We start from the raw sequence: 10,864 nt of genomic DNA, 5'->3' as shown, positions 1-10,864 counted from the left end.
CCGCCTGGGGATGAGGAAACGAGGCTCATCTTATCTCCCGTTCACCCGCAAAAGACGACAATAAAACGTCATCATCCCGAAAAAGAAAAAACCCGCCGAAAATATCGACGGGTTTGTCAGCGGTCTGAGGCCGGATTTTTCCGGCCTTTTTCTTTTGAAAGGCGCGGCGAACGGGCGGGCCTTGAAAAGGCGCGAGCGCATACCAATATATGGTTCAACAGTGTTTCAGATGAGAGCTGTCAGACGGGCATTTTTGAAAGTGCCGCTGTTATCGCGTTAACCAAAGATTAACCGAAACAGCCGATCCTGATGGTGAAATGCAGCGGCCATGAAAGTGGACGCGCTCTGGAACATCACCGTTGAACGCTTTGACCACGGATGTACTGGCATTGACGGAAAACGGATGGAAAGGTCGGGCTTGCCCGGCCTTTTTTTTGCGATGAGCAAACGGAAAGGGAGGAAGCGCCGGGTAACCGTGCTTCCTCTTTTTTTGTCATTTTGCCGCGAGCGCGTCCAGAATGCGGATCCAGGAGCGGATGCCCTTGTGGAAGGACTGCAGATCGTATTTTTCATTCGGCGAGTGAATGCGGTCGTCCGTCAGGCCGAAGCCGACAAGCAGCGAATCCATGCCCAGCATCGTCTGGAAATCGCCGACGATCGGGATCGAGCCCCCCATGCCGATGACAACGGCGGGTTTTGGCCACTCTTCCGAAAGCGCATTCTTGGCTTTGGTGAGCACGGGCGAATCGTAGGACAGCTGGATGGCCGGTGATGCGCCATGTTCGTGGAACTCCACGGAGCAATCGGCCGGAATCTTGGATCGCACATAGGCCCGGAAGCTGTCGCGAATGGCTGCGGGGTTCTGCTCGCCGACAAGGCGGAACGACACCTTGGCGGAGGCTTTCGCGGCGATCACGGTCTTGAAACCATCGCCGGTATAACCGCCGATAATGCCGTTGACTTCCGCCGTCGGGCGCGCCCAGGTCTGCTCCAGCACGGAACGGCCCTTTTCGCCCGAGGGAACAGAAAGGCCGACTTCACCGAGGAAGGCTTCCGCCGTGCGGCCAAGCGTTTCCCAGGAGGCCTTGATGTTGGCAGGGGTTTCTTCCACACCGTCATAAAAACCGGCAAGCGTCACGCGGCCCGTCTCGTCATGCAGTCCGGCAAGGATATCGGTGAGGATGTGGATCGGGTTTGCGGCGGCGCCGCCAAAAAGGCCGGAATGCAGATCGCGATCAGCCGCAGTAATGATGATCTCTTCGCCGACCAGGCCGCGAAGGGCTGCGGCAATGGCGGGCGTATCCCGGTCCCACATGCCGGTATCGCAGACCAGCGCATAATCGGCCTTCAACTCCTGCGCATTGGCCTCGAGGAATGGCTTCAGTGACGGCGAGCCGGATTCTTCTTCGCCTTCAAAAAGAATGGTAACGCGCACCGGCAGGCCGCCATTGACAGCCTTGTACGCTCGGCAGGCTTCCACGAAGGTCATCAGCTGGCCCTTGTCGTCCGCCGTTCCGCGTCCGGTAATCACCTGCCGGCCGGCGCCGATATCCTTGACGGCGGGTTCGAACGGATCGTTTTCCCACAGCTCGAGCGGATCGACCGGCTGGACGTCATAATGGCCGTAAAAAAGCACATGCGGCGCGTCCTTGGTGGCCGCATCGTGATGCGCAACGACCATGGGGTGGCCGGCCGTATCCCGGACGGAAGCCGTAAAGCCGAGCGCCGAAAGCGTTCTGACTAGCCATTCCGCCGCCTTGCGGCATTCCGCCTTGTAGGCGGGGTCCGTCGAAATCGAGGGGATGCGCACGAGTTCGAACAGCCGCTCAAGGCTGGAGGTGAGATTGTCGTCGGCGGTGGAAAGAATGGGGGAAACGTCTGTCATCGATGATCCTGTCATGTCTGTCGTGACCCGGCGATAAGACGAAACATCCGGGCATCGCGCATCGCGGGAAACAAGGGGGCCGGCGCGTCGTGAATCGGCAAACGTGCGGCCGCCGGAACGATAGAGCAGTTCAGGGAAAGTGCGAAGCGGTTTCGGGCTGTAAATGCTATTTCGCTTTTTTGGCGCTTTCGATCGCCCGGCGCATATATTCCAGCAGAAGCTGCCTCTCGAAACGCCGGAAATCCTTGAGCAACGCATCTTCGGTGGCTTCGGAGGCGGCAATGGCGTTGGCTTCCAGATCCCTGCCGCGCTGGGTCAGTTCGATGATCTGGGCACGGCGGTCGCTTGGATGGGATTTGCGGACGATCAGCCCATCGCGCTCCATGCGCGAGAGCGTATTGGCGAGCGTCGCCTGTTCGACATCGATCCTATCCAGCACTTGCCGCTGCGTCAGGCCGTCCTCATGCCAGAGTTCGATGAGGATGGGGAATTGCCCGGGCGAGAAACCCAGGGCGGCGGCTCTTTTCTGCAGCGCCATGGTGAATTCCCGCGCCATTCTCGAAGCGAGATAGATTGCCGATTCGTCCCGGGAAAAACCCATTCTTCCGCCCATAAAGCATCACGGCCGGCTCAGCCCGGCAATTCGATAGCGCGATATATATCGCATGATATGTTTAAGCCAGACCGAAATAGTGCATAAAACAAAACCGCCATGGCCGGGAGGGGTCGGCCATGGCGGTCATATTGGAGGACAAAGGCCCGGAGAGGGGGAAAGGCCTTTGTCCGGTCTGACGCGGCGGGGGACGAGCCAGCTATCAGACTACGGCGTGATCAGGCGCCGTCCCTCATGAAATGTGTCTGCAAATGCGGCTTTTCAAGGGAAGGGCGGATTACAAATCGGTAAGGTGAAGCGATGTTCAGGCACGCTCGTCATTTTTGTGTCTTGCGCGCATTGCAATCGCGAAATTGGCTGCACCGGCGAGCAGCACGAAGAAAACGAAGAACACAAGCTGATCACCAATGTCGCCCAAAGGGTGGAGGACCAATAGAAGGAACGCGGCAATGACTGCTGAGTTAAGGAAATGGAACTCCGCAGTTCCATGGATACTGCGTTCCAAGTCAAGGGTTTCCGGAAAAAAGCAGCGCAAACCCTTGCTTGCCAGAAGATAAAGCGGCGCCACAAGAGCTTTCTGAAAAATCGTCGTTGCCTGATCGCCTTGTAACCACGATGCGGTCGCGACGATGGCAGTGAGAAGAACTACTCCAAAATAGGCTTTAATTATCGAATCTTTGGACATCGGCTTTTCCCTAGAAATCATCAAAGATATAGCCTCGCATCTGATCTCGACGATAGACCTTTCGCCTTCGGCGCGCTATCCATGCTACCCATGAAAAAAGGCGATCATCTCTTCCTCGTTGACGGTTCCGGTTTCATTTTCCGGGCCTTCCATGCAATCCCGCCGCTGAACCGCAAGTCGGACGGGCTGCCGGTCAACGCCGTCTCCGGGTTCTGCAACATGTTGTGGAAGCTGCTGAAGGATGCGCGCAATACCGATGTCGGCGTGACGCCGACCCATTTTGCGGTGATTTTCGACTATTCATCGAAGACCTTCCGCAACGAACTTTATGATCTCTACAAGGCCAATCGCACCGCGCCGCCGGAAGATCTGGTGCCGCAATTCGGCCTGATCCGTGAGGCGACGCGCGCCTTTAACCTTCCCTGCATTGAGACGGAAGGCTTTGAGGCGGACGATATCATCGCCACCTATGCCCGGCAGGCCGAGGCGATCGGAGCCGATGTCACCATCATCTCCTCCGACAAGGATCTGATGCAGCTCGTCACGGCTAATGTACATATGTACGACGCCATGAAGGACAAGCAGATCGGCGTTCCGGACGTTGTCGAGAAGTGGGGCGTAGGCCCGGAAAAGATGATCGACCTGCAGGCAATGACGGGCGATTCGACTGACAATGTTCCTGGCATTCCTGGCATCGGCCCGAAGACGGCGGCGCAATTGCTGGAGGAATACGGCGATCTCGATACACTGCTGGCGCGGGCAGGCGAAATCAAGCAGCAGAAGCGCCGGGAAAATATCATCGCCAATGCGGAGCTTGCCCGCCTTTCTAGACAGCTCGTGGCACTCAGGACCGATGTTCCGCTGGATCAGTCTCTCGAAGCGCTGGTGCTCGAACCACAGAACGGCCCGAAACTGATCGCCTTCCTGAAAGCGATGGAGTTCACGACGCTGACACGCCGGGTTGCCGAGGCGACCGAAACCGACGCTTCCGCCATCGATGCCGCCAATGTGCCGGTACAATGGGGCGCCGAAGCCCATGGTCCCGATCTGGATGCGCCGTCTGCCGCCGTCGTTAAGGTTGGCGAAGCGGCCGCTGACGCGACGGGCGCTCCGCCAAGGAAAGCAACAGGTGAAGGCAGCGCGCCCGCCGATCTTGCCACAGCGCGACAGGCGCTTTTTTCCGCCGCCAAGATCGATACGACCGCCTATCTGACGATCAGGGACCTTGACACGCTCGACCGCTGGATCGCGGCGGCCCGGGAGACGGGTGTTGTTGCCTTCGATACGGAAACGACCTCGCTCGACCCGATGCAGGCGGAACTTGTCGGTTTTTCTCTGGCCATTGCCGATAACGGCAAGGATGCCACGGGCACCGATATCCGGGCCGCCTATGTTCCCTTGACGCACAAGACCGGTTCCGGCGGCGATCTCTTCAGTGATGGCATCAAGCTCGCCGAAGGGCAGGTGCCCTTTGCCGAAGCTCTGGAGCGTCTGAAGGACCTGCTTGAGGACGAGGCTGTCCTCAAGGTCGCGCAGAACCTCAAATACGATTACCTGCTGATGAAACGCCACGGTGTGGTTATGCGCAGCTTCGACGATACGATGCTGATTTCCTATGTGCTCGAAGCCGGCAAGACGACGCATGGCATGGATACGCTGTCCGAACGCTGGTTGGGTCACACGCCGATCGCCTATAAGGACGTGGCGGGATCGGGCAAGTCGAGCATCACCTTCGATTTTGTCGACATCGACAAGGCAACTGCCTATGCGGCTGAGGATGCCGACGTTACCCTGCGGCTGTGGATGGCGCTTAAGCCCCGGCTCGTCTCGGAACGGCTGACCAAGGTTTATGAGCGGCTGGAACGCCCCCTCGTGCCGGTACTGGCGCATATGGAAGAGCGCGGCATCACCGTCGACCGTCAAATCCTGTCACGCCTTTCCGGCGAACTTGCGCAGAAGGCTGCAAGCTTCGAAGAGGAAATCTACGAACTGGCGGGCGAGCGCTTCAACATCGGATCGCCAAAGCAGCTCGGCGATATTCTGTTCGGCAGGATGGGTCTGCCCGGCGGCTCGAAAACCAAGACCGGCCAATGGTCAACATCGGCGCAGGTTCTGGAAGATCTGGCAGCGGAAGGTGCCGAACTGCCGCGCAAGATCGTCGACTGGCGGCAGCTGACGAAGTTGAAATCGACCTATACAGATGCGCTGCCGGGATATATCCATCCCGAGACGAAGCGGGTGCATACGTCCTATGCGCTCGCCTCCACCACCACGGGACGCCTGTCCTCCTCGGAGCCGAACCTTCAGAACATCCCGGTTCGCACAGCGGAAGGCCGCAAGATCCGCACGGCTTTCATTTCCACGCCCGGTCACAAGCTTCTGTCGGCCGACTATAGCCAGATCGAACTGCGCGTGCTTGCCCATGTCGCCGATATTCCGCAGCTTCGGAACGCCTTTGAAAACGGCATCGACATTCATGCCATGACGGCATCGGAAATGTTCGGCGTGCCGGTTGAAGGCATGCCGTCGGAAGTGCGCCGCCGCGCCAAGGCGATCAATTTCGGCATCATCTACGGCATATCCGCCTTCGGTCTCGCCAATCAGCTTGGTATCGCCCGCTCCGAAGCAGGCGACTATATCAAGAAATATTTCGAGCGTTTTCCCGGCATTCGCGATTACATGGAAGCGACCAAAGCCTTCGCGCGCGAAAACGGCTATGTCGAGACGATTTTTGGCCGCCGCGCCCATTATCCGGAAATCCGCTCCTCCAATCCTTCGGTAAAAGCCTTCAATGAGCGCGCGGCCATCAACGCGCCGATCCAGGGCTCGGCCGCCGATATCATCCGCCGGGCCATGGTCCGCATCGAGCCGGCGCTGGAGGCGGAAAAGCTTTCCGCCCGCATGCTTTTGCAGGTGCATGACGAACTCATCTTCGAAGTCGAGGAAGCGGAAATCGAAAAGACCCTGCCGGTCGTCGTCTCCGTCATGGAAAATGCGGCCATGCCGGCGATTTCCATGAGGGTGCCGCTGAAAGTGGACGCCCGCGCGGCGGACAATTGGGATGAGGCGCATTGATCGGTCAATGAGCGGCGGATGTCATTACTTTGTCGCGTGCGGGGACTAGGGGAAACGTCTCACAAGGAGTTTCCCATGCACGCCCCGCTGGTCTCGAAAGATCTCGACTATATTTCCGTCGCCAACCACGATCAGCCGCCGCGCCATCTCGGCAGCCGCTTCAATGCGGATGGCGAGTTTCTGCCGGAGCCCGGCAATACCGTTGTAAGCCATCTCGCCAGCGGATCGCAGACCGAAAAAGCGATCATCGCAACCCGCCAGCGCTTTCTGGACATGCCGGAGGCGTCGCAGCTTGCCTTCACGCCGATTTCCAGCCTGCATATGACCGTGTTTCAGGGCATCATCGAGTTCCGCCGCGCCTTGCCCTACTGGCCGGAAAACATTCCTCTCGATACGCCGATTGACGTGATGACCGATTATTATCGCGACCGGCTCTCCGCCTTTCCGGTCCTGCCGGCATTCAGCATGCAGGTGACGGGCCTGCGCCCGACGGGCCTTGTCATGAAGGGTGCTACGGCCGAGGATGACCGGATCGTGGCTCTCTGGCGGGATGAATTTGCCAAGTTGTTCGGCTATCGCCACCCGGATCATGAAACCTACGAATTTCACATCACCCTGTCTTACATCATCAGCTGGTTCGAGCCGGAATCCCTGCCGCGCTGGCAGGCCATGCTGGATGAAGAACTTGAAAAACTGCGCGCTGCCGCGCCGGTCATAGAGATGCGACCGCCAGCTTTCTGTGAATTCAAGGATATGAACCACTTCAAGGAACTCGTTGTTTTCGATAAACCCGCGCCTGTGATTCCCGATATCTGAGACAGGCCTGCCGCGCTGATTTCCCTGAATCGGAAAAAATGCGCATCAGGGCTGGTCAAAGCCCGTTTGGGCATGTATAAGCGCGCCAAATTTCCGATATCGAGACATCCGACATTCGGCCTTTGGTTCTGGCCGGTTCCGTTGTTTCGCCGCTTAAGTGGAGTAACAAAAATGGCTGTACCAAAAAGAAAAACAAGCCCGTCCAAGCGCGGTATGCGCCGCTCGGCTGACGGTCTCAAGTCTGCGACCTACGTTGAAGACAAGAACTCCGGCGAACTGCGCCGTCCGCACCATATCGATCTGAAGACCGGTATGTATCGCGGCCGTCAGGTTCTGACGCCGAAGGAAAGCGCATAAGCTTTTCTGAAAGCATCTATGCAAAAACCGGCCCCCGTGGCCGGTTTTTTGTTTTGAGGGCCGTTCTGCTGTCTTTTCCGCTCACTTGGAAAATTCGGCCACTCCTCCTACACTCTTTTAGAGAGAGCAGGTTTCGATGCCTGCAAAAGGCGGGGAGCTTCGGTGAAATATCGCTGGATTTTGTTGATGCTTCTCAGCCTGGGTCTCGGTTATGGCGCCGTGACCAGAGGTGGCGGCATTATTGCGGAAAGCTATTTCGGCGAAATGTCCGATCAGGGCCGCACCACTCTGCGGCTGGCCGTTTCCGCCCTCGGCGGGCTTTTGAGCCGCTACGAGCCGCTGCCGGCTCTGATCGCCGATCATGACGACATTGAGGAACTGGTCGCACATCCCAAGGATGCCGAACTGCGCCAGCGCGCCAATGTCTATCTCAAATCCATCAACACCCTGCTGGAATCCTCCGATATTTACATCATCACGCTGGATGGGGAGACAATCGCCGCCAGCAACTATGATGGTCCGACCAGCTTCGTCGGTGAGAATTTCAGCTACCGTCCCTATTTTCAGGACGCCGCCAAAGGTTTCCAGTCGCGGTTCTTCGCGCTTGGCACCACGTCCCACAAGCGTGGCTATTATTTTTCGGCGCCCATCCTTTTTAATGAGGAGATCAAGGGCGTCATCGTCTTTAAGGTCGACATTGAAGGCATAGAAGCCTCCTTCGGCAATGGCGAGAACCGAATTCTGGTATCGGACCCGGAAGGCATCATCTTCATGACTGGAACGCCGCAATGGCTTTATTCCGGCCTGATGCCGCTGACGCCCGAGAGGCTGGCGCGCACGGAGACCTCTCGCCGCTACGCCAATGCAACGCTGAAGGAGTTGCCGGTGAAAAACGGCAATTTTGGCTCCCATCAACTGATGACAATCAGCCAAAATGACGGTGAAAGGGAATATATGGTCCTGTCGCAGCCGATGCCCGACGCGGGCTGGACAGTCAGTGTGCTGATGGACACGGGTTCCCTCCGAACGCAGGTGAAGACGGCGATGATAGCCATCATCCTCTGCCTGTGTCTTGCTGCCGCGCTCATCGCCGCCATGCTGCAAAGGCGTCGTCGTCTGCGCGAACGCCTGACCCATCAGGCGGAGGCGCAGGCGGAGCTGGAACGCCGGGTGGAGGAGCGCACCGCCGATCTGGCGCGGGTCAATCAGGAGATCGAACACGAAGTCGCCGAGCGCCGCCAGACGGAAAAACAGTTGCGCAAGATGCAGAACGAGCTGGTGCAGGCGGGCAAGCTCGCAGCGCTCGGCCAGATGTCGGCGGCGTTGTCGCATGAGTTCAACCAGCCGCTCGCAGCCGCCAAGAATTATGCCGAAAACGCCTCGCTTCTCATGGAACGGGGACGGCTGGAGGAGGTGACAGAAAACCTCAGGCGCATTTCGGGCCTTATCGACCGTATGGCCTCCATCAGCAAACATCTCAGGAATTTCGCCCGTAAACCCAATGAAAAAACGGCCGCGGTAAGTCTCGAAGCCGTCCTTCGCGATACGCTCGAAATCGTCGGCGCGCGGCTGAAGGCCGCCGATGCGGTGCTGGATGTGGATCTCGGTCGGGTTCCGCTTGCCGTGAAAGCCGGCCCGGTGCGGCTGCAGCAGGTGCTCGTCAACATCATCTCCAATGCTGCCGATGCGGTGGAGGGACGCGAGGAACGCCGCATTGCGCTGCGGGCCGTGCAGCACTGCCAGTCGGTGTCGATTTTCATTCGTGATCGCGGTCCGGGCGTGCCGGCGGCGATTTCAGAACGCATTTTCGATCCCTTCTTCACCACCAAGGGCGTGGGGCGCGGCCTCGGTCTTGGCCTGTCCATATCCTATAATATCATCAAGGATTTTGGCGGCCAGCTGCGCGTCAGAAACCATGAAGACGGCGGGGCGGAGTTCGAGATCGAATTGCCAGCCGCCGCGTGGCGCGTGGAGGCGGCTGCGGAATGACCATGTCGCGGGTTCTGTTGATCGATGATGAGGAAGAGCTGCGCTTTTCCACGGCGCAGGCGCTGGAGCTCTCAGGCTGTGACGTCACCATGCTCGCAAGCGCCGAACATGCGCTCGAACTCATCGGCTACAGCTTCGACGGCGTGGTGGTCAGCGATATCCGGATGCCCGGCATGGATGGCATGACGCTGCTGCAGAAGGTGCGGGAGCTTGATGCGGAGATACCTGTCATCCTGATGACAGGCCATGGCGATGTGCAGCTCGCGGTCAACGCCATGCGCAACGGCGCTTATGATTTCATCGAAAAGCCGTTCACGCCGCAATATCTCGCCGGCATCATCAAAAGGGCCAATGATCGGCGGGCGCTGGTGCTGGAAAACCGCCGTCTCAAGGCGGTGGCAGGCAAGCATGACGATCTCGAAACACGCCTACCCGGCAGAACCCAGATCATGGTCGATCTGCGGTATCGTATCCGCGCTATCGGTGCGACGGACGCCGATACGTTGATCGTCGGTGACACGGGCGCCGGCAAGGAGGTCGTGGCGCGCGCGCTTCACGATATCAGCGCCAGGGCCAACCGGCCATTCGTGGCGATCAATTGCGCCGCCCTTCCGCAGACGTTGATCGAAAGCGAGTTGTTCGGTCATGAGGCAGGCGCCTTCCCCGGTGCGCTGCGCCCGCGCTACGGCAAGTTCGAACATGCTCGCGGCGGCACCATATTGCTGGATGAGATCGGCTCCATGCCCTTCGAATTGCAGGGCCGCTTCCTGCGTGTCTTGCAGGAACGGGTGATTACCCGTCTCGGCTCGAATGAAACGGTCGAACTCGATGTCCGTTTTATCGCCACCAGCAAGGTCGATCTGGAACAGGAAGTCGCGGCCGGTCGGTTCCGTGCGGATCTTCTTTATCGGCTCAACGTGGCGACACTTCTCGTGCCGTCGCTCTCGCAGCGCAGCGCAGATATACCGTTACTTTTCCTGCATCTCGTGCGGGAAGCCGCTGCCCGCTACGGGCGGGAAGACATGGAGGTGCCGCAAAGTCTGCTTTCGGCCGTCTCCCTGCGTGAGTGGCCGGGCAACGTGCGTGAACTGCGCAATGCCGCAGACCGTTTCGTTCTCGGTCTGGAAAGCGATGTGTCCGAAGCCTCCCTGCCGTTTCATGATGACGGAAAAGCGGCCCTTGCCACACGGGTTGCGGCTTATGAAAAAAGCCTGATCGCACACGCAATCGCCGTGCACGGCGGAAATCTGAAATCCGTTTATGAAAATCTCGGCATTTCGCGCAAAACGCTGTACGAAAAAATGCAGAAATACGGCCTGCGCCGGCACATGACCGAGGTCTGATGGGTGGATTTCCACCCATAGATCATTCCTTATGGGTAGAAATCCACCCATTGCCGTCCGGGATGGCAATAAAAGCGCACCGCACGACAAGACCGCCATTG

The 10,864-nt window shown here is 58.5% G+C and carries 9 protein-coding genes; 6 read left to right on the top strand and 3 right to left on the bottom strand.

Annotated elements, in window-relative coordinates; translation table 11 throughout:
- A partial coding sequence (locus tag PL599_RS18530) for a hypothetical protein (protein WP_271359557.1) occupies positions 1 to 291 on the top strand: 291 nt, incomplete at its 5' end.
- Positions 292 to 493: 202 nt separating this feature from the next.
- On the opposite strand, the gene PL599_RS18525 is transcribed toward PL599_RS18530, so the two are convergent.
- From PL599_RS18525 to PL599_RS18515, 3 genes are all read right to left on the bottom strand, one after another.
- Positions 494 to 1,885 carry a dipeptidase gene (locus PL599_RS18525; RefSeq protein WP_269824903.1) on the bottom strand — a complete coding sequence of 464 codons (1,392 nt, stop codon included), beginning with the start codon at positions 1,883 to 1,885 and terminating at the stop codon, positions 494 to 496.
- A 166-nt stretch (positions 1,886 to 2,051) separates the two neighbouring features.
- Positions 2,052 to 2,486: a MarR family winged helix-turn-helix transcriptional regulator gene (locus tag PL599_RS18520; RefSeq protein ID WP_269824902.1), complete on the bottom strand. Its 435-nt coding sequence runs from the start codon at positions 2,484 to 2,486 to the stop codon at positions 2,052 to 2,054.
- A 316-nt stretch (positions 2,487 to 2,802) separates the two neighbouring features.
- Complete coding sequence (locus PL599_RS18515; RefSeq protein WP_149742733.1) at positions 2,803 to 3,183, bottom strand: hypothetical protein; 381 nt, start codon at positions 3,181 to 3,183, stop codon at positions 2,803 to 2,805.
- Positions 3,184 to 3,273: 90 nt separating this feature from the next.
- Between PL599_RS18515 and polA the strand changes: the two genes are divergently transcribed.
- The 5 genes from polA (at position 3,274) to PL599_RS18490 (ending at position 10,763) form a co-directional block, all read left to right on the top strand.
- Positions 3,274 to 6,258 carry a DNA polymerase I gene (gene polA / locus PL599_RS18510; protein ID WP_269824908.1) on the top strand — a complete coding sequence of 995 codons (2,985 nt, stop codon included), beginning with the start codon at positions 3,274 to 3,276 and terminating at the stop codon, positions 6,256 to 6,258.
- A 75-nt stretch (positions 6,259 to 6,333) separates the two neighbouring features.
- On the top strand, positions 6,334 to 7,074 hold the full coding sequence (locus PL599_RS18505; protein ID WP_269824901.1) for a DUF1868 domain-containing protein: 741 nt from the start codon (positions 6,334 to 6,336) through the stop codon (positions 7,072 to 7,074).
- A 171-nt stretch (positions 7,075 to 7,245) separates the two neighbouring features.
- On the top strand, positions 7,246 to 7,431 hold the full coding sequence (rpmF, locus tag PL599_RS18500; protein ID WP_003507205.1) for a 50S ribosomal protein L32: 186 nt from the start codon (positions 7,246 to 7,248) through the stop codon (positions 7,429 to 7,431).
- A gap of 186 nt (positions 7,432 to 7,617) precedes the next feature.
- Positions 7,618 to 9,420, top strand: a complete 1,803-nt coding sequence (locus tag PL599_RS18495) for a sensor histidine kinase (protein WP_269824900.1) — start codon at positions 7,618 to 7,620, stop codon at positions 9,418 to 9,420.
- Positions 9,417 to 10,763 (top strand): sigma-54-dependent transcriptional regulator, encoded by a 1,347-nt coding sequence (locus PL599_RS18490; protein ID WP_269824899.1) that lies wholly within the window; start codon positions 9,417 to 9,419, stop codon positions 10,761 to 10,763. The genes PL599_RS18495 and PL599_RS18490 overlap by 4 nt, the downstream gene beginning before the upstream one ends.
- The last annotated feature ends 101 nt before the right edge of the window (positions 10,764 to 10,864 follow it).

Origin of the sequence: Agrobacterium sp. ST15.16.055 (genome assembly GCF_027956555.1) — a bacterium.
Taxonomy (GTDB): domain Bacteria; phylum Pseudomonadota; class Alphaproteobacteria; order Rhizobiales; family Rhizobiaceae; genus Agrobacterium; species Agrobacterium salinitolerans.
This window is presented reverse-complemented; position numbering and strand designations above follow the sequence as displayed.

Bases quoted from the DNA above. Each gene is read 5' to 3' on its own strand.
- PL599_RS18520 (WP_269824902.1), bottom strand. From the start codon at position 2,486: ATGGGTTTTTCCCGGGACGAATCGGCAATCTATCTCGCTTCGAGAATG.
- PL599_RS18490 (WP_269824899.1), top strand. From the start codon at position 9,417: ATGACCATGTCGCGGGTTCTGTTGATCGATGATGAGGAAGAGCTGCGC.
- PL599_RS18515 (WP_149742733.1), bottom strand. From the start codon at position 3,183: ATGTCCAAAGATTCGATAATTAAAGCCTATTTTGGAGTAGTTCTTCTC.
- PL599_RS18505 (WP_269824901.1), top strand. From the start codon at position 6,334: ATGCACGCCCCGCTGGTCTCGAAAGATCTCGACTATATTTCCGTCGCC.
- PL599_RS18495 (WP_269824900.1), top strand. From the start codon at position 7,618: ATGCTTCTCAGCCTGGGTCTCGGTTATGGCGCCGTGACCAGAGGTGGC.
- polA (WP_269824908.1), top strand. From the start codon at position 3,274: ATGAAAAAAGGCGATCATCTCTTCCTCGTTGACGGTTCCGGTTTCATT.
- PL599_RS18525 (WP_269824903.1), bottom strand. From the start codon at position 1,885: ATGACAGACGTTTCCCCCATTCTTTCCACCGCCGACGACAATCTCACC.
- rpmF (WP_003507205.1), top strand. From the start codon at position 7,246: ATGGCTGTACCAAAAAGAAAAACAAGCCCGTCCAAGCGCGGTATGCGC.